The following is a 25067-nucleotide window of genomic DNA, read 5'->3' as shown; positions in this document are numbered from 1 at the left end:
AGCTGAGCATCGCCTTAGCGCCGCTGAATCTGCACCGTGGCAAAGGTCGGCTCGTCGCGCGCCTGCTCCAGTGCATTCCTGGGCCTTTGCGGGGCCCGGGCTTGCACCTCGGGCCGTAGCTCAGGCGGCGGATGCAGGCGCATGTCCGAGCGCTCATCGCTGGGCGCCACGCCGAAGAAGTCCCGGTAGCACTTGGAAAAATGCGGCGTGGACACAAAGCCGCAAATCACCGCCAGCTCGACAATCGAAATCGGCGTCTGCATCAACAACTGACGCGCACGGGTCAGGCGCAGTTTGAGGTAATAGCGCGATGGCGTGCAGTACAGGTGCTTCTGGAACATGCGCTCCAACTGGCGTCGGGACACGTGAACATAGGCGGCCAGTTGGTCGAGGTCGATGGGTTCTTCCAGGTTAGATTCCATCAGGGCGACCACTTCTTGCAGCTTGGGCTGTTGCGTGCCGAGCAGGTGCTTGAGCGGCACGCGTTGGTGGTCGCGCTCATTGCGAATGCGCTCGTACACGAACATCTGGGAAATCGCCGCCGACAACGTGTGCCCGTGATCGCGGCCGATCAGGTGCAGCATCATGTCCAGCGGTGCAGTGCCGCCGGAGCTGGTGAAGCGGTTGCCATCGAGCGTGAACACGCTGGAGCTGACCTTGACGCGGGTAAACGCCTCCTGCATCGACGCCATCAGCTCCCAATGCACACTGCACTGGAAGCCATCGAGCAACCCCGCCTGGGCCAGTGCCCAACTGCCGGTGCACACCGCGCCGAGACGTTTGCAGTACAAGCGCGCCTGGCTGCGCAGCCAGGCGATGAGCGCAGGGCTGATAGCCTGTTGAATGCCGACGCCGCCGCACACGATCACCGCATCGAAGCCGCGCTGGTCCTGCGCGCACGCATCCGGGGTCACCGACACGCCATCGCTGGCCCAAACCGGCTGGCCGTCCAGGCTCAGGGTTTGCCAACGGTAGAGTTCTTCGCCCGCCAATTGGTTGGCCATGCGCAGCGGCTCGACCGCACACGACAGCGATATCAGGGTGAATTGGTCCAGCAGCAAAAAGCCGATGGTCTGGCAAACAGGTGCCTCGGTTTCCATCACCGCTACCCCGCAGGCGTGATCAGGAATGTTCCAGCGCCACCGGCTTGGGTGCCCGGTTGTGCTGGCGCGACGTGACCAGGCCGATGAAGGAAATCACCAACGCCAGGCCAATGGTCGAGGACACTTCGGTGCGGTGCTCGGGCGTCACCATCATCACCCCCAGGGCCAGGCAGATGAACACGATCACCAGGTAAGTCAGCCACGGAAACAGCCACATGCGAAAGGTCAACTCGACGTTTTGCCGAAGCAGCAAGCGACGCATACGCAGTTGCGAGATCGCGATCACCAGGTACACCAACAACGCGATGGCGCCGGAGCTGGCGAGCAGGAACTGGAACAGACCGGCTGGCATGAAGTAGCTCAGCAACGTGACGCCCGCACCGATGATGGTGCTGGCGATCACCGCCGCCCGGGGCACGCCCGCCTTCGAGGTGATTTTAAGGGCCGATGGCGCATCGCCGCGTTTGCCCAGGGAAAACAACATGCGCGAGGAAATGTAGATCGAGGAGTTCATGCAACTGGCTACGGCGATCAACACCACCACATCGACCATGAACTTGGCGTTGGGAATATTCATCAGTTCCAGTGCGCGCTGATAGGAGCCCACGGACGCCAGCAGCGGGTCGTTCCAGGGCACCACGGAAATCACGATGGAGATCGACAACAGGTAGAACACGCCGATGCGCCAGATCACCGAGCGGGTGGCCTTGGCGATGTTCTGCGCCGGGTTGCTCGATTCGGCTGCGGCGATGGTCACCGCTTCGGTACCAATGAAACTGAACATGATGGTAATGAACGCGCCCACCACCGCCGACAGGCCGTTGGGGGCAAAACCTCCGTGTTCTTCCATCAAGCGGCTCAAGCCGCTGGCTTCACGATCCGGAATCCAGCCCATGAGCACGCTGAAACCCAGGCCGATAAAGCCGACGATGGCAATCACCTTGGCCATGGCGAACCAGAACTCAAACTCGCCATATTTGGCCACGCTGAACAGATTGGTGATCACCAGCAACACGATTGAGACCAAGGCGAACAGCCACGCATCGACCTGAGGGAACCACTGGTTGAGCACGTGCCCGGCGGCCAAGGCTTCGATGGGAATGACCAGCACCCAGAACCACCAGTACAACCAGCCGATGGTGAACCCCGCCCAGGGGCCGATGGCCTGGTCGGCGTAGGTGGAAAACGAGCCGGTGTCGGGGCGTGCCACCGCCATCTCCCCCAGCATGCGCATGACCAGCACCACCAGCAGGCCGGAAAACAGATAAGCCAGTAAAACCGCCGGTCCCGCTGCGGCGATGGCGTGTCCGGAGCCGACAAACAACCCCGCGCCGATGATGCCGGCGATGGACAACATGGTCACGTGACGCGGCTTGAAGCCCTGCGCCAGCTGACCGTTGGAATCGTTGCAGTTGAGGCTAGTCATTGTTTTTGTTGTTCTCGGGCGGCCAATGACCCTCACCTTAAGTGCCCGAGGCCAGGCGCAAGTAGCCTGGTTACGCCACCATCGTGTCTGATATCGACATTTGTGAGGGTGGCCCCCTGAAGTGACGAGCGTGGCGCCCTACTCTTGCGCGCTGCGTATCAACGACCCGAACAGCTCTCCACGCGGCATCTTGCTCAGCTCGATATCGGCATTTTCAAACCACTCTCGCCCGGCTTCCGGATGCGGCCCGCTCAGAACAACCACGCCACGTTCGTAGGTGTAGCGCGCCGCCGCCACGTCGCCATTGTGGTAGGTCGCGATGACCTTGTACGGTGCCGCGGCGCTGGCTTTGGGGAAGTAAGGGCCGTCCTGGTAAAACACATGGTCAGGCTGCCCGTCCCACGTCACCCGCACGGCGGCATCGTCGATACCAGTCACTTCAAAACCGGGGCGGCCGGCTTCGGTGTCAATGGCCTGAGGGATCAGGCCGAGGTTGTTGTCGTCGGCCAGGTAGGCGCCCATGCACAGGCCCAGGTAGCGGCCGCCGTTGGCGACGTAAGCGCGGATGGCTTCGGCACGTGTATCGCCCAGGCTGTCGAGAGCGGCCGGGATGTCCTGGCCGCCACCGGGTTGCACGTAGAGGTCATAGTGCGCCAGGTTTTCTGGCGTGATGTCGATGGGTTCGTCGGCGCCGACGAAGTCGATCTGGTAATTGGGGTTGAGACGCTGCAGGGCGGTTTTCACATTTTCCGAGCAGTCCGGGCAACCTGCCGGGCCACGGTAGATGGCGACATGGGTGATGGCGCCTGCGCCGTGCACGGGTAAAGGGTGCAGCGTAGCAACGGCGAGAAACGTGGCAGCGAGGGCAGGCAGTTTCATGGGGCAGGCTCAACGCTCAGTTGAATGGGTTTGATCCAGTGATCGCAGCGCCAAGCCTATAACGATGAGCCTTTTGAATTCGTGAAAAGTTGTAAATCCACGTGGGTCATTCATCCACTCCCCAGCATCTGCCACAACGACGCGCCCACGCCGGTAATGCTCTCGCCGGCGATCAACCCCGCCGCTGCCGTGATCGCAAAGCGCTGCGTCACGCTCGGCCAGCGACAGCTCACGGCCCAGGTCATGATCGCGCCAAGGGCCATCATCAGCGACACCGACGCAGGCAACACAAACGCTAGTCCCAGGGCGGCCGCACTTGGCAGATAGCGGGCGCGATGTGTGGGTAATGTGCTGTCGAGTATGCCCAGCAGCACGCCGAACAAGCTTGCAATGCCGATGGCCCAGCGGATGCTGGGGGACAGTGAATCCAAACCGTGGGTCAGGGTTTGGGCCACGGCTTTCCAGGTGGCGACGGCCGGGGCCGGCCATTGTTCGGTGAGCAGCATGGTCTGAGGGTCAGGGATCAGCGCCAGGTACGCGAATACGCCGACGATGCTGCCGACGAAAATTCCGAGGATCTGGGCGATCACTTGCTTGTGCGGCGTCGCGCCAATCGCTTTGCCCACCTTGAAGTCGTTCATCAGGTCCGTGCACTGCCCCGCCGAACCGCCGGCGGTGTTTGCGCTCATCAGGTTGATCGGCACCTGGCCAGGCGCAACAATGCCAAAGCTCAGCTGGGACAGTTGCCCGATGGCGCCAATCGGCGGAATACCGGTCGCCCCCACCACCCGCGCCGCCACCGCGGCCAGGCAGATCGCCAGGGGAATGGTCAGCAGCGCCATGCCCAGGTTGATACCGAACAACAGCGCTTGCAGGCTCACCACCAGCGCGATCGCCAAGGCAAACCCCACGGCAGGCCCGGGCTTGGGAACCGTCCACGGCGTGCCGCCAGACGCCCGGGTCGAGCGATGCAGTGCCCACAGGCGAATCGCCAGGGACGCCAAGGTGGAACACACCATCAGGCTCACCCCGGGCCACAGCAGCCATTCCACCAGCGCGGCAAATTGCGGACCGTTGCTGTCGGCGGGTAGGCTCACCAAGCCGTTGGCCAACAGCCACGGCCCCAGCCCGCCCCAGGCCAGCAAGGCGCCGAGCAGCAGGGTCAGGCCCACACGAATGCCGATAATGCCGCCGAACCCCAGCAACAGCAGCGAAGGGTCTGCGGTGAAGGTCAGGCGCTCCAACGCGGGGCTCGGCGACCAGCGCGGGAAGGCCCACATAAAGGTATCTACCCACTTGACCGATCCGGACAACAGCGCCGCGCCGAGCAGCACTTTCAAGCGCGTGGCGGCTTCGCGGCCATGGTTGTAGATGTGCAGCAGGGTTTCCAGGGTGGCCATGCCTTCGGGAAACTTCAGCGCCTTGTCATTGAGCAATGAAGGCCGCAGGTACCACGCGATCCAGATCCCCAGGAAACTCACCGAAAACACCCAGGCGATCATCGGCAGCGCCGCCAGCTGGTTGCCCGTGAGCAGGGTATAGGCCGGGATGGGCGCGACCAGCCCGCCGGAAATGATCGACGCCGCGGCAGAGGCCACGGTCTGGTTGATATTGCTCTCGTGCAGGGTCCACGGCAGGTGCTCGCCGGAACGCCGGGCCAGGCCCTGCCAGATGCCATAGCCAATCAGCAAGGCGATGATCGACATGTTGAACGACCAGCCGATCTTCAAGCCCGCGTACACGTTGGAAGGGGTCAGCAGGATACCCAGCACGATCCCGGTGATGACTGCCCGCAGGCTCAGTTCACGCTCTACGGGCGCGATTGACGAGGTGGAGTGCATGCAGATTCCTTTCGAGAAAAACCAGTGCCACCTCTTAAGTGAGCGCTGGAGGACTCGAAGGTTCACCTGGTTCCAAATGTGGGAGGGGGCTTGCTCCCGATAGCAGTCTGTCAGTCAGCATTTTTGTAGCTGACCCACCGCTATCGGGAGCAAGCCCCCTCCCACATTGGTCCTCTTCACCTCTGGCTATTTGGCGAACGCATATTCCCCGCCCCGCTCCACCGCCTTGCGGTAAGCCGGCCGCGCCTGGAGCTTTTGCAGCCACGCCGCCAGGTTCGGGTAAGCCTGCAATTTGCCCTGGGCCTGGGCAACTTCACCGATAAAGCTCATCTGGATATCCGCACCGCTGAGTTCGTCGCCCACCAGGTAAGGCGTGCGCCCCAGCACATCATTCAGGTAGCCCAGGTAGTTGGCCAACTCCGATTCAATCCGCGGATGCAGCGGTGCACCCGCTTCCCCCAGCCGCCCCACATAGAGGTTGAGCATCAACGGCAGCATGGCCGAGCCTTCGGCAAAATGCAGCCATTGCACATAGCTGTCGTAGGCGTCGGTGGCCGGGTCGGGTTGCAGTTGGCCGTTGCCGTGGCGGCGGATCAGGTAGTCGATGATTGCGGCGGATTCGATCAGCACGCGGGAACCGTCTTCGATCACCGGGGATTTGCCCAGGGGGTGAATGGCCTTGAGTTCAGGTGGCGCCAGGTTGGTCTTGGCGTCGCGCTGGTAGCGTTTGATGTCGTAGGGCAGGCCCAATTCTTCAAGCGCCCACAGGATACGTTGTGAGCGGGAATTGTTGAGATGGTGAACAGTGATCATAGCGGGCAACACCTTGGGGGATTTAGGAGAAGACTACAGGGTAGCGGTGAAGTGCCGTGAATGTGGCTCAGGCGAGCAACTGATCGATCCACTTCACCTGCTGCACGATCTCCTGCACTTTCTGCTCGGGCACGGCCTGCCGCGCCTGTTCGAGGCTGGCCAGTGTCTTGCGTTTTTCGCGCACTATACGCTGCCACTTCGCCAGGAACTCCTCGCTACGCGCCTGCATTAGCAACGGGCCAAAGTACAGCTGCTCGGCGGTATAGGTGACCGCCTCGGCGCGTTCGGCGACGATGATTTCGTAGTAGAAGCGGTTTTCCAGCAGCAGCTCCTCGTGCAGGATCCGGTAGCCGTTGTCCATCAACCATTGGCGCAGCGGCTGTTCGCCGCCGTTGGGTTGCAGGATCAAGCGTTCGCGGCCATTGAGGTGCGCCTTGCCGCTGTCGAGAATGTCGCGGATCGTTTCGCCGCCCATGCCGCACAGGCTGACGACGGTAATATCATCGCCCGCCTTGATTGCCGCCAAGCCATCAGCCCGGCGCACGGTGATGTGCTGCGCCAGACCGTTGTCGGCCACGGTACGGTTGGCTGCGTGAAACGGTGTAGCGGCCACTTCCCCCGCCACTGCCGCCGCAATAGCGCCTCGGCGCATCAACGCCACCGGCAGGTAGGCGTGGTCCGAGCCGATATCGGCCAGGCGTGCGCCGATCGGCACATGCGCTGCCACACGCTCAAGGCGCATGGACAAGGTGTGTTGGTTCAACGGTGGTTCCTTATGAGTGCCCGGAAAATCGATCCCGGCTGTTGGTCAAGTGCAGCACCATGGCTGCCCGTGCGGCATCCGGGTCCTGGCGCTTGATGGCGTTGTAGATCGCCTCGTGCTCCAGGTTCGCCAACTGCCCCAGCTTGGCAAAGTCCGCGCCGCCGCGTTCGGCGTCCTTGACCTGGGTGCGCGGGATCATCGCACTGCCCAGGTGCAGCATGATGTCGGTGAAAAAGGTATTGCCGGTGGCCTCGGCGATCAGCTGGTGAAAGCGCTTGTCTTCCTCCACGCAACTGTCGTTGTTGGCCAGCGAGGCCTGGTAGTCGTCCAGCGCCTGGCGCATATGGGCCAGTTGCGCTTCGCTCCTGCGCAGGGCGGCCAACGCCACGGCCTGCACCTCAAGGCCCAAGCGTAATTCGAGCATGTTGCGCACGCTGGCGACCGTGTCCACATGCAGGCGCAGGCCCGGCTGCGTGTGTTGCTCCAGCACAAAGGTGCCGATGCCGTGACGCGTCTCCACCAGCCCCGACGCCTGCAACTTGGACAAGGCTTCACGCACCACGGTGCGGCTCACTCCGTGCTCAAGCACGATGGTGGATTCAGACGGCAGTTTTTCACCGGGCTTGAGTTGCCCGAGCAGGATGCGCTGGGTCAGCGCCTCAACCACGCCCTGGGCCAGGTTGGTTGAGCGTTTACGCACAGGCGTTGGGCTTTCAATGGGCATGACTACAGGTCCGCAGGGTTGGGCAGGAGCAAGCTTATCACCCTGCCCGGAAGCACCGCCCTTTTGCTGCAAAAAACCTCTAACTTGTATGACAACACATCAAATGTTCACCAACTGTATTGCTGATCTGCTCAAAACACTCCACGCGAGTCCCGCTGCGACAACCAATGAAAACGCCTAAATAACCGAACCAACTGGTCAATCACAGTACTTATAAAAACAAATTCACTCATCAGCGCATTGCGATTTCTGAAAAACCACTTGTATGATGTCTGTCAACAAAACAACCAAACCCGCATAAAAACAATCAGGGGGAAGTTTTCAAATGGTGAGCCATTCAAGCCCAGCATCTGCCGTACCCGAAAGTGATTCAGTGCTCGCCCGCGCCGTGAGCAAAGTGAAGCGCCATGTGCTGCCACTGTTCGTGGTCATGTTCATCCTCAACTACATCGACCGCGTCAATATCGGCTTTGTGCGCACGCACATGGAGCATGACCTGGGGATCGGCGCAGCGGCCTACGGCTTCGGCGCCGGGCTGTTCTTCATCGGTTATGCGCTGTTCGAAGTGCCGTCCAACATGCTGCTGCAAAAGGTCGGCGCCCGTATCTGGCTGACCCGCATCATGTTCACCTGGGGCATCGTCGCCACGCTGATGGCGTTTATCCAGAACGAAACCCACTTCTACATCCTGCGTTTCTTGCTGGGCGTGGCGGAAGCCGGGTTCTTCCCCGGCGTGATCTATTACTTCACGCGTTGGTTGCCCGGCGTGGAGCGCGGCAAGGCCATCGCTATTTTCCTCAGTGGCTCGGCGGTGGCGTCATTGATCTCCGGGCCGTTGTCGGGCGCGTTGTTGCAGATCGAAGGTTTTGGCTTGCACGGCTGGCAATGGATGTTCGGCATCGAGGGCCTGGCCTCGGTGGCGCTGGGCTTCTTTGTGTGGTTCTGGCTGGACTCCAAGCCCCATGATGCCAAGTGGATGACCCGCGAAGAACAGGACGCCCTGGTTGACGCCATCGACCAGGAACAGCGCGAACGTGAAGCCCTGACCACGGTGAAACCGACCATCGGCAAGCTGCTCAAGGACCGCCAGATCCTGCTGTTCTGCGCCCTGTACTTCTGCATTCAACTGACGATCTATGCCGCCACCTTCTGGCTGCCGAGCATCATCAAGAAAATGGGCGACCTGAGTGATGTGCAGGTGGGTTTCTTCAACTCGATCCCCTGGCTGATCTCCATCATTGCCATGTACGCCTTTGCGTCGCTGTCGGGCAAGTTCAAGTTCCAGCAAGCCTGGGTCGCGGCGGCCCTGCTGATCGCGGCGGCCGGCATGTTCATGTCCACCACCGGCGGGCCGATCTTCGCCTTCGTCGCGATCTGCTTTGCGGCCATCGGGTTCAAGTCCGCGTCGTCGCTGTTCTGGCCGATCCCCCAGGGCTACCTGGATGTGCGCATCGCCGCCGCCGTGATCGCGCTGATCAATTCCATCGGCAACCTGGGCGGCTTTGTGGCGCCGACCACCTTCGGCTTTCTGGAACAAACCACGGGCTCGATCCAGGGCGGGCTGTATGGCCTGGCCGGCACCTCGGTGCTTGCGGCCATCCTGGTGTTTTTCGCCAAGACGTCGCCCTCTATCGTGCAGACCTCACATAGCGCTGCACCCTCAGGCGCCGCCATCAGCAAACCCCTTTGAGCGTATATAAGGACCTTGCCATGAATACCCCTGTAGTCACCCATTTCCAGGTCATCCCGGTCGCCGGCCACGACAGCATGTTGCTGAACCTCAGCGGTGCCCACGGCCCCTACTTCACGCGCAATATCGTCATCCTCAAGGACAGCAGCGGCAACACCGGCGTGGGCGAAGTGCCCGGCGGCGAGCGTATCCGTGAAACCCTGGAAGACGCGCGCAGCCTGGTGATCGGTCAGCCGATTGGCCAGTACCAGCGCGTGCTTAACCAGATGCGCAGCACCTTTGCGTCCCGAGACAGCGCGGGACGCGGCCTGCAAACCTTCGACCTGCGCATCACCATTCATGCCGTCACCGCCATGGAAGCCGCGCTGCTCGACCTGCTGGGCCAGTTCCTCGAAGTGCCGGTGGCCGCCTTGCTCGGCGAAGGCCAGCAACGCGACGCAGTGAAAATGCTCGGCTACCTGTTCTATGTGGGAGACCGCAACGCTACCGACCTGGCCTACCGCAACGAAGCCGACGCCGATGATGAGTGGTTCCGCCTGCGTCACGAAAAAGCCCTGACCGCTGACGCTGTGGTGCGCCTGGCCGAAGCCGCCAAGGCCAAATATGGCTTCAACGATTTTAAGCTCAAGGGCGGTGTGCTCAGTGGCGATGAAGAAATCGAAGCCGTCACCGCGCTGGCCGAACGCTTCCCGGATGCGCGCATCACCCTTGACCCAAACGGTGCCTGGTCGTTGAAAGAAGCCATCCGCCTGTGCCGCGACCAACACCGCGTGCTGGCCTACGCCGAAGACCCCTGCGGCGCAGAAAACGGCTATTCGGGCCGCGAAGTCATGGCCGAATTCCGTCGCGCCACAGGCCTTAAAACCGCTACCAACATGATCGCCACCGACTGGCGTGAAATGGGCCACGCCATCCAGCTGCAATCAGTGGACATCCCCCTCGCCGACCCGCACTTCTGGACGATGCAGGGCTCGGTGCGCGTCGCGCAAATGTGCAACGAGTGGGGCCTGACCTGGGGCTCGCATTCCAACAACCACTTCGATATCTCCCTGGCGATGTTTACCCAGGTGGCCGCGGCCGCCCCGGGTGAGATCACCGCCATCGACACCCACTGGATCTGGCAGGACGGCCAGCGCCTGACCCGCGAACCGCTGAAGATTGAAGGGGGTTACGTAAAGGTGCCGGCCAAGCCGGGCCTGGGTGTGGATATCGATATGGACGCCGTGGCCAAGGCCCATGAGCTGTACAAAGGCATGGGCCTTGGGGCGCGGGATGACAGTGTGGCGATGCAATTCTTGATCCCGGGTTGGGGCTTTGATAACAAGCGGCCTTGTTTGGTGCGGTAAATCGGCTTTATGAACGCTCAGCGCAATTTGAGCGTGACGCAAAAAATCCGATGCCCAAACAGGCATCGGATTTTAGTCAGATCAGAAGCTTAGCTGTTTGACCTCTGGCACGTCTGCCAGAGGCCTCTTTTGCACTACTGCTGATTGGCGACCTCGAGATCCGCCGTATCCTCCTCAAGGCCAGAGAGAGCAGTGCCATTGACCAGCGGCCCATAACGACGGCTGAACTCCCAGTTGTAGGGCACGTGGTCTTTGTTGACCCCGTTATCCCAATTCACCGACCAGGTCATCAGGCCCTTGATCGACAATCCTTTGTCGTACAAACGCTTGAATGCATGGGTCACGGCTGTTGGGTTGATCACATAACCGGTGGCAGCCGCGTCGACGTTCGCGGGCAGGCCAATGACGAACTTGTCTGCCGGGATTTTGGTAAACCCCCGCGTTCCGCTCACCAGGCTTTCGGTCAGGTAAAACAGGAAGTCCTCTTTCATCGCGTCGTTGTTCTGGGCAATCCAGGCGCCATTGCCATTGTTGACCTCCTGCACCCAGATCCCGTCGCCACCCTGGTTGTAATACTGCGGGGCGATGAAGTCGTAATAGCCTTCCAGCGCCTGGATGTAGCCGACGTATTTGCCGGCGGTGGTCAGGTACGGAAATTCCGGCGCCATGCTGATGATGAAGTGTTTGCCTTGACCGGCGTAGTGGTCCTTGACCAGTTTCAACGCGGCGGGCAGGACAGTCTTGTTGTCGGCGAAATCAATCGCGCTCTGTTCAAGATCGATATCCAGGCCATCAAAGCCATAGGTTTCCACCAGGCGGATAATCTCGTTGGCCAGTGGCTGTTCGTTGCCTTTATGCAGTTCGATGTGTGCATCGGCGCCGCCAAGGGAAATCAGCACCGCCCTGCCCTGGCTGTTCAGCACGCCCACCTGGCGACGGAACTCGGCGTCGGACAGGTTGTACGGCTTGAAGGTTGGGATACCGTTGCCCTTCATGAAGGCCACGGCCACCACGTTGTAATCCTTTGGTACATCCGCCAGGCTGATATTGGCGAACTGGCCACGCTGGTAGCCATCGCTGGGTCCGGCAGGCCAGTTGTGCCAGAAGCCCATGAGGATCTTTTTGCCGGCAATGCTGGGCATCAGCGAAGCGGCATCGTTGAGTGGCGATTGCAGTGAGGTAAAGTCAATATTTGACATGTTCTAATCCTTCAGAACCTGTGAGTTTAATGGTGCGGGCTTATTTGAAGTCCACGTCGAAGGCTTGATAGAAGGCGTTGCCGGTGTTGGCGACGATCCACATCAATACGATCACATGCTGGCCCTTCTTGTTGGCCGGCAGTTTCACTTCATGATTGACCTTGGCCTTCAGTTCGCCGGCATGGCTGTAGTACGGCACCTGGGTATAGAAGTCTTCGGCGAACGGCTGGGTTTCCAGCTGTGCGCGGGTGATGCGCTGTTTCGGATCCCAGCCATCCTTGGTGATCAGCCAGCGATAGCCACGGGTGGTGTGCGGCGCGGTGTATGCCCAGGTGACCTTGAAGGTCTGACCCGGCTCGACATTGAGTAACGGCCAGGTGAAGGCGCGGTTGAGTTTCTTGGCCATTTCCTCGTTGGTGAAGTTGATGCAGTCACGCGCATCGGTCTTGCCACCGCTGAGGATGAAGCCGTCGGCTGGTGGAGTGACGCTGTCACTGTCGGTTTGGTAAGGCGCCGGGAACGGACCGGCCATCAGTGCCGGGAAGTTTTTGCCGCCTTCCATTTCATTGACCTGCCAGGTCTCCAGCAGGCCGAGATCCACGGCGACTGCGCCACGGCTGGAAGGGGATGTGACACGACCATGGCGAAGCGGTGTCTGGGTTTGTGGTTTGTTCATTTTTTGACTCCATTGATAGTGATTAAGAACTCCCCTTTCTTGAAGGAGAGAACCTCAACCTAACGGAGTCGCTTTTTTTTGCCACCGGCCCATTTTTCACTCATTTTCGTTTCATGAGCGCGCCGCCCCGAAAATACTGGATATATAACCAGTATTATGGGAATAACCTTACGCTGCAAGAGGTCGATTTCCTACAAGACCAGGCGCACATCAACACCGCTTCTCTCGTAAATCGCATCATCCCTTCGTAACGGATAGCCCTCTGTGGACAAAAAGGGACGTATCTATTTTCAATCAAATAAACCGTCCGATTTTTGGTCCATCAGGTTTTGCCGGTGACGGCCGTTTTTTTAATTGTGGTCGCGGCAATCGGTTGCACCGTCAGTTCCACCCCTAATGCCAACATCAGCTTCTGGACCGTCTCATAACGCGTCTTTGAGCCGCCTTTCAGGGTTTTATACAAGCTCTCCCGATTCACCCCTGCCGCTTCGGCAACCTTGTTCACACCCTGGGCTTTGGCAACCTCGGCCAGCGCCTTCATAAGGACTTGCGGGTCATGGCACGCCATGCTTTGCGCAAGATAGGCACTGATGGTTTGCGGGCTATCAAGGAAGCGTGAAGCCTCATAGGCGCTGGTGCCGGATGTATCCAGCTCGAGGATCGGCATGTCCTCTGGTTTGAATGTTGACTGACTCATGTCATTGACCTCTCAGGGCATCGAGAATCTTTTGTCCGCCTGTAGCCTACTGGCTACATCTTGCATCTGCCAGTGCTTTTTTAAAACCAGCAACACACAGCCAATGTGGGAGGGGGCTTGCTCCCGATAGCGGTGTATCTGCCATTGAGAGGTTGGCTGACCTGCCGCAATCGGGAGCAAGCCCCCTCCCACATTTGCACTGCGTTGTCGTTGAGGCAGCATTTTTGCGCACAACGGCGACCCGCGACTTTCTTTGGTACTAAGTAAACCGGGGCAGACGCTATTAAGATGTTGCCTGAGCCCACCACCCTATCGTCACAGCGGGCTCTACCCTCCCACCCCGACATCGGAAGCGCTCTGCATGAAGCTACCTGAGATCAGTACATTCATTGCTCAATGGCCCTCCCTTGGCGTGACGCAGCCTGCCGCTTGGCGGGTGTCTCAAGACTGCGAAAACCAGATTATGGTCTTGCTGTCACGCCTCGGCACGGGCTACCGGCGCCACGGAGACTGTGCCATCCACGAAAGCGCCATTGTCGAAGAAGGCGCTGTGTTGAAAGGCCCGATCATCATCGGCGAAGGCTCATTCGTAGCAGCGGGAGCGTACCTGCGCGGCGGCGTTTATCTGGGCAGCCATTGCATTGTGGGCCCAAGCTGCGAACTGAAAAGCACCTTCATGCTGGCCGCAAGCAAGCTGGCACACTTCAACTTTGTCGGCGATTCATTGATTGGCGAAGGGGTAAATATTGAAGCCGGTGCAATCATCGCCAATTACCGTAACGAGTTGGATGGGGCGGATATCAAGATCCGCTATGCAGACAATGTGATCGACACAGGGGTAAACAAATTTGGTGCCCTGGTAGGCGACGGCTGCAAAATCGGCGCGAATGCCGTCATTGCTCCAGGCGCAATATTAGAGCCAAACAGTCGTGTTCCGCGTTTGGGGTTGATTGACCAGTTCGCCTACGAGTAGCGATAGCCCGTAGACATGTCCTACAGCGCTCCGCACCACCTTGCTCCATTGCCTACAGTTGCGTCAGAATCCGCCGGCTTGTGCGCTTGGATGGGCGTCTCTAAGGTGGCTCGGTCGCTGACAACTCAGTGATCGGGTTTAGTAGCCCGAGTGACAACATAAAGTGCATGAGCCTCATCGATCAGATGTTCTTGTCTGTGCTTGATGGTGGCTGTGCGCAGGGCGCCCTCGGGCGCGCCGGCTTTGTGTGTTTCCCCGGTCTACTAACCTGCGTACAGCCGCCACCCCATCGTTTAGTAGCGATGAGGTGTTGGCCCTAAAACAGGTACAACACACATGTATAAAGTCACGCCTAACCCTCCAAACGATCCAAACCTCAAGCTTGATCAGGCATCCCTTAACACCCACGCCGAACCACCTCCCTCACCGCTGTTCAGCGTTGCCGACGACGCCAGCAACGAAATGCTCATCGCCAATAGCTACGAAACCTTTTCCTCGGTGACAGCGTTATTGCTTGACCTGTCGGATGAACTGTCAGGCAAACAGCGCGATGTCGCGCTGGCGATTCATCAGCTGAGTGAATTGGGGGGGGGTTTGTTGGTGGACAAATTGATGGCGAGGGAAAGTGCTTCAAGGGTTAGCTAGTCTTGCAGCCACCCGATAGACCGCCGCGTCGTCATGATCGACTTCACGACGACTCGGCAGCGCCTAGGCGCCGGTCAGGCCCTCGGAGCCTGGTGGGCGCCCTTTCTCTTGGACCCTCTACCTGAACCGACCGTTTCAGGTCATGCTGCGCCCTCCCTTTCAAGGACGAAAACAGCATGAAAGCCCGCCTCGCCGCTCTGCTGCTGATGTGCCTGAGCGCTCCCGCATTCGCCAGCGACAGCCCCGTCGGCTTTCAAACCACCACCCTGCCAGACACCCACAACAACCGCCCGCTGGAAATGGCTGTGTGGTACCCCGCCGCCGCCACTGCCAAACCCAAGCTGATCGCCGACAATGTGGTGTTCATCGGCGTGCTGGCCGTTCCCGATGCGGCGCCGACGCCCGGCAAGCATCCTTTGGTGGTGCTCTCCCACGGCTACGGGGGCAATTGGGGCAAACAGGCGTGGCTGGCCAGTGCGTTGGCGCAGCAGGGTTATATCGTGGCGGCGGTCAACCACCCGGGCACTACCAGCCAGGATCGCAGCGCACAGGCCGCTGCGCAGTTATGGCAACGGCCTAGGGATTTAAGTCGGGCCATTGATGCGCTATTGGCCCAGCCCGAGCCATTCGGTGCGGTGGATAGCGGCCGGATCGCCGTGGTGGGGCATTCCCTGGGAGGCTGGACGGTGATGGAGACGGCCGGTGCGCGTTTTGACCCGGCGCTGTTTGCCCGGGACTGCAGCGCTCATCCGACGTTGGTCGCGTGTACCGCCTACCGTGAGATGAACCCTGAAGGCACTGCGAACGGGAAGGAGCAATTGGCGGCGGACTTGAGCGACAAGCGCGTCAGCGCCGTGGTGTCTTTGGACCTGGGCCTGTCGCGCGGGTTTACCGATGCAAGTCTGGCGGCGCTGCCGGTGCGGGCCTTGGTGATCGCCGCCGGTGTACCGTCAGCGGATTTGCCGGCGCAGATGGAATCGGCCGACATGGCCAAACGGTTGCCAAACGCCTCGACGCAGTACGTGGAGATCCGCGACGCCAATCACTTCAGCTTTATGTCGCAATGCAAACCGGGCGCGGCGGCGGTGCTCGACGCGGATGTGCCCGGCGACAGCATCATTTGTCAGGATGGGCCGGGTGCACGGCCACGACCGATTATCCAGCAGCAGGTGATCACGTTGATCAGCCAGTTTTTGGCACGTTGATCAGGGTTTGATGATGTAGGAGCGAGCTTGCTCGCGAAAAATCTCAACGATAACGCGCGCTTCCAGGTAAAACGTGGCGTGCTGAAGTGCTTCGCGAGCAAGCTCGCTCCTACAGAATAGCGGTTCAAATAAGTATGAAAAGAAGCAAAGACACCTTTGCCTATCAGGCGGTGTACCGCTACCTCATCGAGCTGATCGAGGCCTGCCCTGCCGACGGCGCACGCAAATTGCCGTCCCTGCGCCAACTGGCCCTGCGCCTGGGCGTGTCGGTGTCGACCACCAAGTACGCGTATGCATTGCTTGAGGAACAAGGACGGATCCAGGCCAGGCCCAAGCTCGGCTTTTTCATCGCCCCGAACTCGGCTCCCGCCATCAACCCAAATTCATCCCCCCTGCTCGACCAGGTCTTCGCCAACGCACGCCAACCCGGCATGCTGGCCCTGAGCAGCGACGCGCCGGCGATGCTGCTGTCGCTGGAGCAACCCTTGCTGATGGTGGAGCGTGAACTGACCCGGCAGTACCCGCGCTCGCTGGCACCACTGTATCTGCCAATGGGCGAGCCCGAGTTGCGCGCCGCCTTGGCCGAACGCTACAGCCGCTCTACTGACCATTACTGGCAAGCCGACCAGGTGTATATCGGCTCGGATTTGCACAGCGTGTTAGAGGTCTCGCTCAATGCCTTGGAACTGGCCGGCACGCTCGCACTGGTGGAGTCGCCGTGTTCGTGGGCGATCCTGCGGCAATTGCAGGCGGCGAAAATCCGTGTGATCGAGATGCCCCTCGGCGCAGATGGGCGTTTTGACCTGGGCGCTCTGAACACGCTGCTCAAGCGTGAGCCGATCCGCCTGGCGATGCTGTCATCGACGGTGAATATGCCCCAGGGTGGTGTGATGCCCGCGCAGGATAAACAGCAGATTTGCCAGTGGTTGGCCGAGCGGGATATCTGGCTGTTCGAAAACGACACCTACGGCGAGCTGTACTTTGGCCCGCAACCGGCGCGTTATCGCGACTACGCCGCCCCGCACAAACTGCTGGTGTTTTCGACCTTCGACAAAGTCATCGGCTCGGAGGCACCCTACGGCTATGTGCTGTGTCGCGGGCATGCCACACCGTTGCAGCAGCTGTTCCTGGAGCGCGGCTTTCGCCTCTCGCCGATCCGCCAGAAAGCCATCGCCAAGCTGTTTGCGTCCAAGCGTATCGACGCCCATCTGAAGGCGTTGCGCGCACGGTTACTGGCGCGCATGACGCAGCTCAAAGCCCTGCTGTTAACCCACGGCAATGGCCAATGGCAGGTGGTCGAACCCCATGGCGGCGCAAGCTTCTGGCTCCGGGCCAGCCGCCCGGTGGATATGCGCCAGGTGTTCGCGCACTTGCTAAGCCAGCGCATCGTCATCGCCCCCGGCGAACTGTTCAGCCAGCAAGGCGCCTGGCCAGATCACCTGCGCCTGAGCTACACACTCGACTGGAGCAAGGACATTGCCCAGGCCGTCCAACTACTGGCCCAGGCACTGCGTCAAAGCCCGTAGCAGTGCCGGTCTTCGGGAAAACGACCCTGGCGCACATCGTCGGCGAAACGCTCGCAGGCATCGCGAATCACCGCCCCCACATCAGCGTATTGCTTGACGAAGCGCGGCATCGAGCCGCCGCCCAGGCCCAGCACATCCTCGGTGACCAACACCTGGCCGTCACACGCCGGCGATGCACCGATACCGATGGTGGGTTGGCTTGAGTCCAGGGTGATCTGCCGGGCGACACCTTCGGCCACCCCTTCCAGCAGCAGGCTGAAAGCCCCCGCTTCCAGGTTGGCGCGGGCATCGGCAGCAATCACCGCAGCGGTTTCAGCGCTCAGCCCCTGGGCCTTGAACCCGCCCATGACGTTGACGAACTGCGGCATCAGCCCCACGTGGGCCATCACCGGTACACCCCGTGCAACCAGGAACTCCACGGTACCGGCCAGGGCCTGATTGGCCTCCAGCTTGACCGCATCGCAACCGGTGCGCGATAGCACCTGGGCGCAGTTGCGAAAAGCCTGCTCATACGACTCCTGGTAACTGCCAAACGGCATGTCGGCGATCACACAGGCCAAGCGTGTACTGTCGACCACCGCCCGGGTGTGGCCGATGATTTCTTCCAGTTGCATGCTCAGGGTTGACGCCCGGCCATAGCCGACCATGGCCGTGGAGTCACCCACCAGGATGAAGTCGACGATCGGATCGATCAGCTTGGCCATAGCGCTGGAGTAGGCGGTGAGGGAGACGATTTTCTGCTGCCCCTTCATGGCGACCAATTGAGGGACAGTCATGCGTTTAGTACGGGTGTGAATGCTCATCGGGGCTTTTCCGTTTGCGCTGGATACTCGGCCCGATTATTGGCGAAACGAAGGACGATTCAATGCACAGATCAGCGCTAAAAAGCGACCCAGGGCCCGGTCACATTTGCTGAAACTGGTATCATCCGCGCCTTTCCCTCTCAGGCTCCGCGACATGAACCGCCAGAAAAAACTCCAGCAGCTCTTCAAGGCCAAAGCCAAAAAGGCCAGCGCCAAACTGGCGCCGAAAAGCAAAGACAAATACATCAGCAAGGCCGACCGCTTGAAGCTGGCGACCGAGGCCGGTGAAAACCCTGTCACGCCCCTCGAGACGCCTGCTGAGTAAGGCGCATGGCTGAAGGGGTAGCCGCTTCATATTTGCCCCAGATACGCCGCAGATGCCGCGCCGAACCAAAGCCTGCGCGCTCGGCCACGGTTTCAATGCCCAGGTCCGACTCGGCCAGCAGTTCACGGGCCACCGCCAGGCGCAGGCGGTGCAGGTAGTCCAGCGGGCTGATGCCGACATGCTCCTGGAACAAGCGCCCCAGGTGGCGGCTGCCGGTGCAGGCCAGGGCGGCCATGCGGGTTACGGTCCAGTCCTCACAGGGCGCCGCGGCGATGGCGTCCTGCACCCGATGCACCGCCGGATGCAGGTGATTACGCCCGGTTATCCAGGGCGACAACTGCGGGTCGCTGCCGCTGCGGCGCAGGTAAACCACCATGTCCCGCGCTACCGCGCACGCCAGCCGTGGCCCGGCCAGCTCGGCGACCAGGTGCAGCATCAGGTCGATACCGGCCGTGACACCGGCGCTGCAACTGACCGGACCATCGGTCACGTACAAGCGGTTTTCCAGGACGCGAGCCTTGGGCGCCATGGCTTGCAAGGTGGCGCACAACGAGTGGTGCGTGGTGCATTGGCGGCCATCGAGCAGCCCGGCCCTGGCGGCACTCAATGCGCCGGCGCATACGCAGATAAGGCGTTCAGCCGAAGGCGCGAAGACGCTTTGCAACCAATGGGTCAATTGGTTGCTGGCTGACTCGAACGCCTGCTGTTGCGCCTTGTTGGCCTTCATCGTTGAGCCCACCAACACCACCAGGGTGCCGGGGGCCAGGGTCGGCGGCAGTGGCGCCAGCCCGGTCAGTGGCAAGCCGATGGAGGTGTGTAGTGACGCCACCGGGCTGACGTATTGCAAGTCAAAATCCACAGCTGCCGGGTCATCGACTTGCGCGGCCAAGCGCAACACTTCGGCGGGCCCTGCCAGGTCGAGCATCAGCACATTGGGCAACAGCACAAACAGCACCGGCACGCTCATTGATTCACCCCGCCAAGGCCTGGGCGACCGTCACGATGCGCGCGAAGCGGTCATCCAGAACCAGCTCCGTGCGTTGGCGAATCTCAGCCGGCGTGTAGACCCGGCCGCTGTACACATGGGTCATCGGGAAGGTCAACGTCGCCTCGCTGACAAAGTCCACCGTGAAGCCGCTGTCCGCAGCCTGCCGTGTGGTGGTTTCGCAGCATTGCTCGGTGCGAATGCCGCTGATGAGCAGCGTGTTGACGCCCATCTCCGTCAGGCGAGCAGCCAGTGGCGTACCGGCAAAGGCACTGTGGTAGCGCTTGTGGATCACCAACTGCGGATTGATCGACAACTCGCTCAATGCCCTGACGTTGCCCGATTGCATGGAGAAATGCCCCTGGTCTTCAACATGGAAGACTTGTACCACCGGGATGCCCTGCTGAACACAACCGTCGATGAGAGCCTGCTGTTTTTCCAGATAGTCGGGCAGGTCATTTTCGGACCAATAGGTTGAATGACGGAACGAGTGCTGGGCGTCGATAACGATCAGGGCTTTACGGCTCATGGGCAGTCCTTTTGGCTTGCATCAGTGGGTGAACGATGCAAGCCATGGTAAGGACAACCCACAGCGCACGACAGGCGCAAGGCAGACTACTTCAGGACGGATTCGGACATGTCACCGGGCACGCCATGGCACAACGACTGCCAGGTTCGAAGCCATGGGCGTACTCATCCGCCAGGATCGTTTCCAAACGCGGATCACTGTGAGTAGCGAAGCCCAGGCGCCGGTAGAACGGTGCATTCCACGGTACATGCACAAAGGTGGTCAGGGTCACTGCATGCAGTTGCTGGGCGCGGGCGTGGTTCATCGCCGTTTCCACCAGCCTGCGCCCGCAGCCCTGGCCTTGCAGCGGCCGGACCACGGACACTTCATGGATATGCAGATCGTCGCCAAAGCGTTCTGCGCTGAGGAAACCCTGGGGTTGGTCGTGGTGATCAACCACCACCCAACAGGTCGATAGCGCGATCCACTGCCGATGGCACTCGACGCCAATCGACGCGGCATCCGCCAGCCAGGCCAGCCCTTCGATTGCGCGAAACGCCTGGGCCGCGCAATGCTCGATGGCGGGCAACAAACCGGCGTCTTGCGTACGCGCCAGGCGAATGTGGGCGGCCTGCTCAGCAACCACTCAACGCCACCTGGGGCCGTTCGCCGGCAAAGAAGAAGGGCCGCAGGCGCACGCCCACGCCATTGCCGATAAACGCCGCCACCAGCCACACCCAGCCATGCAGGCTGCCCGAGGCGATGCCACTGAAATAGGCGCCGATATTACAGCCATAGGCCAGGCGCGAACCGTAGCCGAGCAGCAGGCCGCCGATCACGGCGGCGATCAACGAGCGTGCCGGAATATTCAGGCTGGGAGCGAAACGCCCGGCCAGGCCAGCGGCCAGCAGCGCGCCAAGGACAATGCCGATATCCATGACGCTGGTGATGTCTTCCCAGACCGGCGCGGCCAGGGCCTTGGCATTGCCCGGCATCTGCCAGAACGCCCAACTCGCCACATCCACACCCAGCCCGCTCGCCACTTTGGCGCCCCACAGCGCGAACGCCGAGGTGATGCCCCACGGCCGCCCAGCCAGGGCCAGGGTGGCGTAGTTGAGCAGCGCCAGGCCAATCGCGCCCCACACCAGCGGCCAGGGCCCACGCAGAAAACGACGCAGCCCTTGATGCTCGCTGTGCACGCCTTGTTCAAGTTGGCCGTGACGGCGCTTTTCCAGGCGCACGGTCACCACCGCAATCAGCGCGAACACCGCCAGGCTCAGGACCAGCGCCGGCAGCACACCGAAACTTTTGACGATGGAAACCGCCGGCAACGACGGCAACGCAAACCACCAGTCGACATGGTGGGTGGCGATCAACGAGCCACAGATAAAGAACAGCAGCGTCACCAACATGCGCGCATTACCGCCGCCCACGGTGAACAAGGTGCCCGATGCACAGCCGCCACCCAGTTGCATGCCGATCCCGAAGATAAACGCCCCGAACACCACCGACACACCGGCCGGCGCCACCAGCCCCACGACCGGCTGGCCGAACAAAGTGCCCGCACCCAGCGCCGGGAAAAACAGCAGCACCGCCACCGCCAGCATCACCATCTGCGCACGCAAGCCGGCGCCACGCCGATCATTGATAAACACGCGCCAGGCCGAGGTAAAACCGAAGGCAGCGTGGTACAGCGTCAGGCCCAGCGCGGCGCCGACCACCAGCAACAACACTTGGCGTGCGCCAACGGTGTTTTGCAGGAACAGGGCGCCCGCCACCAGGATGATAAAGGCTATCAGTGGCGCTGCAGGCTTGCGTGCAGGCGCCAGGGAAAGGGAGGTGCTCATGGGGATCTCGATGGGTTGGAAGGAGGCCAGTATAGCCCCAGACGGAACTTGATCAGGCGCAGGCATTGCCGAGAGGCTCATCGTTTGAACCACCGCCTTCGCAGCCTCGCTGGGGCTCGACAGCTCCCACAGGGGATTGGCAGTGCTGAGTTGATCTCGATTGGCAAGGCCATTGCGCCAAACACAACTCCCGACAACAACACCGCCCAAATGTGGGAGCTGTCGAGCCCCAGCGAGGCTGCGAAGGCGGCGGCACAGGCACCCTCTTCATCGCCTGAACTACCGCTTTCGCAGCCTCGCTGGGGCTCGACAGCTCCCACAGGGATTAGCGGCGCAGGGTTGATCTCGGTTGGCAGGGCCATTGCGACAAACACAACTCCCGACAACAGCACCGCCCTAATGTGGGAGCTGTCGAGCCCCAGCGAGGCTGCGAAGGCGGCGGCACAGTCAACCCTTCATAGCCTGAACCATCGCTATCGCAGCCTCGCCAAAGCTCGACAGCTCCCACAGGGGGATGAGGAGGAATGACTAACGCTGGCTGATCGAGGTCCACGCCGCTTCAGCCAGCAGCTCACGGTACTCAAAGGGGCTCTTTTTGACCTTCGCCGACAGCCACGCACGGGAGTAGCTTTCCGCCGCGCCAATGATCAACGAAGGGATAAGTTCTGCGGGCAAATGGCTGAAGTGCTCCTTGCGCCCTTCCCCGCCCATCCACTCCTTCAACTGCTGGTTGCGCTGCTTGTTGCGCGCAATCAACTCGTCCTTGAACGGGCCGTTGGACACGGCAAAACGGCTTTGGAAAACAAACCGCGCCCAGTCCGGCTGGGCGGTGACCCATTCAACGTAGCTGTACACCAGGCCGACCACACCGGCGTGGGCCGTATCCGCCGCTTGCAGGTAGTGGTCACGCAGGCTGGCCTGGTCTTCCAGCGCAGCAAAGAACAGCGCGGCGACCAGCCCTTCCTTGTTGCCGAAGTGGTGATAGATAGCGCCCACGCTGGTGTCGCAGCGCGCACGGATGGTCTCGATGTTGGTCGCCTCGATGCCTGCCTCGTTAAAACAAGCCAACGCCTCACGCAGGATGGTGCGCTTGAGGTCGCTGCGCCTGCCGGGGAAGGTGCGCTCGATGAGATCGATGGAGTGCATGGGGGGAACGCCAAATCAAAACAGTTTATAGGCTGAGCGACCGCCAGAGAAAGCTCGGGTTGACAGGCACGGAATCTACAGAATATTGTTCTGTTACGGAATATTATTCCGCAACTAAGCCTTGAGGATATTCGTATGAGCCAAGCACTGAGCATGTTCAATAGCGTAGGCCCTGCCGCATTCAGCAACCTGGCGTGCCAGATGGCACCCTACTTCAGCACCATCACTCCCGAGATCGCGGAACTCAAGCCCAACCATGCAGTGGTCACCGTGCCGTTTCGCAAGGAAATCACCAACCACCTGGCTTCGGTGCATGCCATTGCGCTGTGCAACGCCGCCGAACTGGCCGGCGGCATGATGACCGACGCGTCGATCCCCGCTGGCGCACGCTGGATTCCCAAGGGCATGAGCGTGGAATACCTGGCCAAGGCGAAAACCGATATCCGCGCCGTCGCCGATGGCAGCGCTATCGATTGGCAGACCGCGGGCGACAAGATCGTGCCGGTAGAGATCTTCGATGCGGGCGGCGTCAAGGTCTTCACTGCCCACATCACCATGAATGTGAAGCTCGCTTAGCCCCTCAGCCGGCACAGGCAGTATCAGCGACACGGCATCTGCAAGGCGTGACTGAACGCGTGGATGTGGTCGACGATGCGCTGCGAAGCGGTGCGGATTGCGGTGGTGGTATTGCCGGCGATATGCGGCGTCAATTGCGCACCGGCAATGCCCGCCAACGGCGAGCTGAAACGGTCTTTTTCCAGGGCGAAGGTGTCAATGGCGACCGCCTTGATATGCCGGGGAAACCGGATCATGAAGGCGGCCAGTTGCTGCTCGTCGACGATGCCACCGCGAGCGGTATTGATCAGTATCGAACCCTGGCGCATCCGCTTGAACTCGGCGCTGCCGAATAAGCCGCGAGTCTGCGGGGTGAGCGGCACATGGATCGAAACGATATTGGCCTCATCCAGCAACTGTTCCAGGGTTTGCCTGCGTTGCAGCCCGAGGCGGCGCGCCTCCTGCTCGGTGAAGCGCTCGGACCCGGTGGCAATCACCTTCATCCCCAAGGCGCTGGCTTTACACGCCACCTGCTGGGCAATGCTGCCGGTGCCCACCAGCCCGAGGGTGAGTTCGGCGTATTCAGCAGCAGGCGCCAAGGTGCCTTTTGACCAGTGGCCTTGGTGGGTTTGCGCGTTGTAGTGGTCCAGATCCCGAGACAGAAACAACGCCTGGGCCAACACGTATTCAGCGACAGCGGTCGCGTTGGAACCCGGCGTATGCAGAACCGTCACTCCCGCCTGCTCGCACGCCTGTCGGTCGATATGGTTGAGACCGGTCCCGGCCTGGGCGATGGCGCGCAGCGGTATGGGCAACCCGGGTGAGCTGGCGGCGCGAATCAGTTCGCCGCCCAGCGGGATGTTCAAGCGCGTCTTGAACACGCTGTAACCCCCAGCCTGATACACCGCTGCGATAAAACCCCGCTCATCATGGCCGTTGATATCGGCATACCCGATGCGTGCGCCGTAGCGCTGCTGGATGCTGTGTTTATCGGTGAAGTAATAGAGGTTAAGGACGACCGCCAAGCCCAGTTCAAGGAATCGATCGATTTCCTCATAGAGCAGCGGCGGACCGGGCGCGTCAAGTATCAGCGTGGTGAATGCCATGTGGTTTGATCCTTTTGAAGGCATCGATAACTCAAACAATGGTTGCTTGATTGCCGCTTCGAAGACCGCATTGCCCAAGGCAGCCGCCCGCTTCGACCAATAAAGCATGGTCCTGATTTTTCGGTAAAAGACCTGTTTGGAATAAAACGAAAGGGAAAAAATCATTGGCCGTCAAAAAGAACACGCCTGCGCTCCATGACCATAATCGAGGCGTTTAACTTTTTGATTAATCAGGGCTAAATAAAATAATTCGAAAACGTCTTACTCAAAGGAAAATCTCGGCCCC

General features: G+C 60.7%; 25 protein-coding genes and 1 pseudogene. 8 read left to right on the top strand and 18 right to left on the bottom strand.

Annotated elements, in window-relative coordinates; all coding sequences use genetic code 11:
- Positions 1-14 precede the first annotated feature (14 nt).
- The 7 genes from JH25_RS03870 to JH25_RS03900 form a co-directional block, all read right to left on the bottom strand.
- On the bottom strand, positions 15-1100 hold the full coding sequence (locus JH25_RS03870) for a GlxA family transcriptional regulator (protein ID WP_032880201.1): 1086 nt from the start codon (positions 1098-1100) through the stop codon (positions 15-17).
- Between the two features lie 22 nt (positions 1101-1122).
- A complete protein-coding gene (locus tag JH25_RS03875; protein ID WP_032880200.1) occupies positions 1123-2529 on the bottom strand; it encodes an amino acid permease in 1407 nt (468 codons plus the stop codon).
- Between the two features lie 138 nt (positions 2530-2667).
- Positions 2668-3408 (bottom strand): BPL-N domain-containing protein, encoded by a 741-nt coding sequence (locus JH25_RS03880; RefSeq protein ID WP_032880198.1) that lies wholly within the window; start codon positions 3406-3408, stop codon positions 2668-2670.
- A 110-nt stretch (positions 3409-3518) separates the two neighbouring features.
- Positions 3519-5249 carry an OPT family oligopeptide transporter gene (locus tag JH25_RS03885; protein WP_032880197.1) on the bottom strand — a complete coding sequence of 577 codons (1731 nt, stop codon included), beginning with the start codon at positions 5247-5249 and terminating at the stop codon, positions 3519-3521.
- Between the two features lie 186 nt (positions 5250-5435).
- Entirely contained in the window at positions 5436-6062 is a 627-nt protein-coding gene (locus tag JH25_RS03890) for a glutathione S-transferase family protein (protein WP_032880196.1), read from the bottom strand.
- Between the two features lie 67 nt (positions 6063-6129).
- On the bottom strand, positions 6130-6825 hold the full coding sequence (locus JH25_RS03895; protein ID WP_032880195.1) for a tRNA (adenine(22)-N(1))-methyltransferase: 696 nt from the start codon (positions 6823-6825) through the stop codon (positions 6130-6132).
- A 10-nt stretch (positions 6826-6835) separates the two neighbouring features.
- A complete protein-coding gene (locus JH25_RS03900; protein ID WP_032880194.1) occupies positions 6836-7549 on the bottom strand; it encodes a FadR/GntR family transcriptional regulator in 714 nt (237 codons plus the stop codon).
- Between the two features lie 328 nt (positions 7550-7877).
- On the opposite strand from JH25_RS03900, the gene JH25_RS03905 reads away from it, so the two are divergent.
- Positions 7878-9239: an MFS transporter gene (locus tag JH25_RS03905; RefSeq protein WP_032881269.1), complete on the top strand. Its 1362-nt coding sequence runs from the start codon at positions 7878-7880 to the stop codon at positions 9237-9239.
- 20 nt (positions 9240-9259) lie between these two features.
- The gene (gudD, locus tag JH25_RS03910) at positions 9260-10585 is read left to right on the top strand and encodes a glucarate dehydratase (RefSeq protein WP_032880193.1); all 1326 of its coding nucleotides are present in this window, start codon (positions 9260-9262) and stop codon (positions 10583-10585) included.
- A 197-nt stretch (positions 10586-10782) separates the two neighbouring features.
- Here gudD and JH25_RS03915 read toward each other — a convergent pair.
- The 3 genes and pseudogenes from JH25_RS03915 to JH25_RS03925 form a co-directional block, all read right to left on the bottom strand.
- A pseudogene (locus tag JH25_RS03915) lies at positions 10783-11784 on the bottom strand (chitinase); the annotation flags it as partial.
- A gap of 40 nt (positions 11785-11824) precedes the next feature.
- Positions 11825-12460 (bottom strand): lytic polysaccharide monooxygenase auxiliary activity family 9 protein, encoded by a 636-nt coding sequence (locus tag JH25_RS03920; RefSeq protein ID WP_032880191.1) that lies wholly within the window; start codon positions 12458-12460, stop codon positions 11825-11827.
- Between the two features lie 322 nt (positions 12461-12782).
- Positions 12783-13157, bottom strand: coding sequence for an addiction module antidote protein (locus tag JH25_RS03925; protein WP_032880190.1), 375 nt, complete (start codon positions 13155-13157; stop codon positions 12783-12785).
- A 361-nt stretch (positions 13158-13518) separates the two neighbouring features.
- On the opposite strand from JH25_RS03925, the gene JH25_RS03930 reads away from it, so the two are divergent.
- From JH25_RS03930 to JH25_RS03945, 4 genes are all read left to right on the top strand, one after another.
- Positions 13519-14130 carry a DapH/DapD/GlmU-related protein gene (locus JH25_RS03930; protein ID WP_032880188.1) on the top strand — a complete coding sequence of 204 codons (612 nt, stop codon included), beginning with the start codon at positions 13519-13521 and terminating at the stop codon, positions 14128-14130.
- Between the two features lie 336 nt (positions 14131-14466).
- Positions 14467-14775 carry a DUF6124 family protein gene (locus JH25_RS03935; protein WP_032880186.1) on the top strand — a complete coding sequence of 103 codons (309 nt, stop codon included), beginning with the start codon at positions 14467-14469 and terminating at the stop codon, positions 14773-14775.
- A gap of 176 nt (positions 14776-14951) precedes the next feature.
- Positions 14952-15980 carry an alpha/beta hydrolase family protein gene (locus JH25_RS03940; RefSeq protein WP_032880185.1) on the top strand — a complete coding sequence of 343 codons (1029 nt, stop codon included), beginning with the start codon at positions 14952-14954 and terminating at the stop codon, positions 15978-15980.
- Positions 15981-16114: 134 nt separating this feature from the next.
- Positions 16115-17506, top strand: a complete 1392-nt coding sequence (locus JH25_RS03945) for an aminotransferase-like domain-containing protein (RefSeq protein ID WP_032880184.1) — start codon at positions 16115-16117, stop codon at positions 17504-17506.
- Here JH25_RS03945 and panB read toward each other — a convergent pair.
- Positions 17494-18309: a 3-methyl-2-oxobutanoate hydroxymethyltransferase gene (panB, locus tag JH25_RS03950; RefSeq protein ID WP_032880182.1), complete on the bottom strand. Its 816-nt coding sequence runs from the start codon at positions 18307-18309 to the stop codon at positions 17494-17496. The two genes, JH25_RS03945 and panB, sit on opposite strands and share 13 nt — an antisense overlap.
- Before the next feature lie 154 nt (positions 18310-18463).
- Here panB and JH25_RS28330 point away from each other — a divergent pair, with 154 nt between their 5' ends.
- Positions 18464-18634, top strand: coding sequence for a DUF2986 domain-containing protein (locus JH25_RS28330; protein WP_078821893.1), 171 nt, complete (start codon positions 18464-18466; stop codon positions 18632-18634).
- Here JH25_RS28330 and JH25_RS03955 read toward each other — a convergent pair.
- The 5 genes from JH25_RS03955 to JH25_RS03980 all read right to left on the bottom strand — a co-directional run bounded on the left by JH25_RS03955 (position 18606) and on the right by JH25_RS03980 (position 23120).
- Positions 18606-19601: a GlxA family transcriptional regulator gene (locus JH25_RS03955; RefSeq protein WP_032880181.1), complete on the bottom strand. Its 996-nt coding sequence runs from the start codon at positions 19599-19601 to the stop codon at positions 18606-18608. The two genes, JH25_RS28330 and JH25_RS03955, sit on opposite strands and share 29 nt — an antisense overlap.
- 4 nt (positions 19602-19605) lie before the next feature.
- Entirely contained in the window at positions 19606-20148 is a 543-nt protein-coding gene (locus JH25_RS03960) for a cysteine hydrolase family protein (protein ID WP_032880180.1), read from the bottom strand.
- A 91-nt stretch (positions 20149-20239) separates the two neighbouring features.
- Positions 20240-20773, bottom strand: coding sequence for a GNAT family N-acetyltransferase (locus JH25_RS03965; protein ID WP_032880179.1), 534 nt, complete (start codon positions 20771-20773; stop codon positions 20240-20242).
- Positions 20763-21974 carry a YeeE/YedE family protein gene (locus tag JH25_RS03970; protein ID WP_032880178.1) on the bottom strand — a complete coding sequence of 404 codons (1212 nt, stop codon included), beginning with the start codon at positions 21972-21974 and terminating at the stop codon, positions 20763-20765. The genes JH25_RS03965 and JH25_RS03970 overlap by 11 nt, the downstream gene beginning before the upstream one ends.
- Before the next feature lie 528 nt (positions 21975-22502).
- Positions 22503-23120, bottom strand: coding sequence for a TetR/AcrR family transcriptional regulator (locus JH25_RS03980; protein WP_032880176.1), 618 nt, complete (start codon positions 23118-23120; stop codon positions 22503-22505).
- A gap of 135 nt (positions 23121-23255) precedes the next feature.
- On the opposite strand from JH25_RS03980, the gene JH25_RS03985 reads away from it, so the two are divergent.
- Entirely contained in the window at positions 23256-23696 is a 441-nt protein-coding gene (locus tag JH25_RS03985; RefSeq protein WP_005789870.1) for a hotdog fold domain-containing protein, read from the top strand.
- A gap of 23 nt (positions 23697-23719) precedes the next feature.
- Here the strand turns inward: JH25_RS03985 and JH25_RS03990 are convergent, their stop codons facing one another.
- Positions 23720-24781, bottom strand: coding sequence for an NAD(P)-dependent oxidoreductase (locus JH25_RS03990; RefSeq protein ID WP_032880175.1), 1062 nt, complete (start codon positions 24779-24781; stop codon positions 23720-23722).
- Between the two features lie 31 nt (positions 24782-24812).
- Complete coding sequence (locus tag JH25_RS28780; RefSeq protein WP_164699537.1) at positions 24813-24965, bottom strand: hypothetical protein; 153 nt, start codon at positions 24963-24965, stop codon at positions 24813-24815.
- Positions 24966-25067: the final 102 nt, after the last annotated feature.

It is taken from the genome of Pseudomonas sp. BRG-100, from assembly GCF_000737955.1.
GTDB classification, from domain to species: Bacteria; Pseudomonadota; Gammaproteobacteria; order Pseudomonadales; family Pseudomonadaceae; genus Aquipseudomonas; species Aquipseudomonas synxantha_A.
Note: the sequence above shows the minus strand (reverse complement) of the source record. Positions and strands in the feature narration are given on the sequence as shown.

Bases quoted from the DNA above. Each gene is read 5' to 3' on its own strand.
- JH25_RS03970 (WP_032880178.1), bottom strand. From the start codon at position 21,974: ATGAGCACCTCCCTTTCCCTGGCGCCTGCACGCAAGCCTGCAGCGCCA.
- panB (WP_032880182.1), bottom strand. From the start codon at position 18,309: ATGAGCATTCACACCCGTACTAAACGCATGACTGTCCCTCAATTGGTC.
- JH25_RS03930 (WP_032880188.1), top strand. From the start codon at position 13,519: ATGAAGCTACCTGAGATCAGTACATTCATTGCTCAATGGCCCTCCCTT.
- JH25_RS03890 (WP_032880196.1), bottom strand. From the start codon at position 6,062: ATGATCACTGTTCACCATCTCAACAATTCCCGCTCACAACGTATCCTG.
- JH25_RS03940 (WP_032880185.1), top strand. From the start codon at position 14,952: ATGAAAGCCCGCCTCGCCGCTCTGCTGCTGATGTGCCTGAGCGCTCCC.
- JH25_RS03960 (WP_032880180.1), bottom strand. From the start codon at position 20,148: ATGAGCCGTAAAGCCCTGATCGTTATCGACGCCCAGCACTCGTTCCGT.
- gudD (WP_032880193.1), top strand. From the start codon at position 9,260: ATGAATACCCCTGTAGTCACCCATTTCCAGGTCATCCCGGTCGCCGGC.
- JH25_RS03925 (WP_032880190.1), bottom strand. From the start codon at position 13,157: ATGAGTCAGTCAACATTCAAACCAGAGGACATGCCGATCCTCGAGCTG.
- JH25_RS03870 (WP_032880201.1), bottom strand. From the start codon at position 1,100: ATGGAAACCGAGGCACCTGTTTGCCAGACCATCGGCTTTTTGCTGCTG.
- JH25_RS03885 (WP_032880197.1), bottom strand. From the start codon at position 5,249: ATGCACTCCACCTCGTCAATCGCGCCCGTAGAGCGTGAACTGAGCCTG.
- JH25_RS03955 (WP_032880181.1), bottom strand. From the start codon at position 19,601: ATGAGCGTGCCGGTGCTGTTTGTGCTGTTGCCCAATGTGCTGATGCTC.
- JH25_RS28330 (WP_078821893.1), top strand. From the start codon at position 18,464: ATGAACCGCCAGAAAAAACTCCAGCAGCTCTTCAAGGCCAAAGCCAAA.
- JH25_RS03990 (WP_032880175.1), bottom strand. From the start codon at position 24,781: ATGGCATTCACCACGCTGATACTTGACGCGCCCGGTCCGCCGCTGCTC.
- JH25_RS03880 (WP_032880198.1), bottom strand. From the start codon at position 3,408: ATGAAACTGCCTGCCCTCGCTGCCACGTTTCTCGCCGTTGCTACGCTG.
- JH25_RS03920 (WP_032880191.1), bottom strand. From the start codon at position 12,460: ATGAACAAACCACAAACCCAGACACCGCTTCGCCATGGTCGTGTCACA.
- JH25_RS03985 (WP_005789870.1), top strand. From the start codon at position 23,256: ATGAGCCAAGCACTGAGCATGTTCAATAGCGTAGGCCCTGCCGCATTC.
- JH25_RS03935 (WP_032880186.1), top strand. From the start codon at position 14,467: ATGTATAAAGTCACGCCTAACCCTCCAAACGATCCAAACCTCAAGCTT.
- JH25_RS03875 (WP_032880200.1), bottom strand. From the start codon at position 2,529: ATGACTAGCCTCAACTGCAACGATTCCAACGGTCAGCTGGCGCAGGGC.
- JH25_RS03900 (WP_032880194.1), bottom strand. From the start codon at position 7,549: ATGCCCATTGAAAGCCCAACGCCTGTGCGTAAACGCTCAACCAACCTG.
- JH25_RS03980 (WP_032880176.1), bottom strand. From the start codon at position 23,120: ATGCACTCCATCGATCTCATCGAGCGCACCTTCCCCGGCAGGCGCAGC.
- JH25_RS03945 (WP_032880184.1), top strand. From the start codon at position 16,115: ATGAAAAGAAGCAAAGACACCTTTGCCTATCAGGCGGTGTACCGCTAC.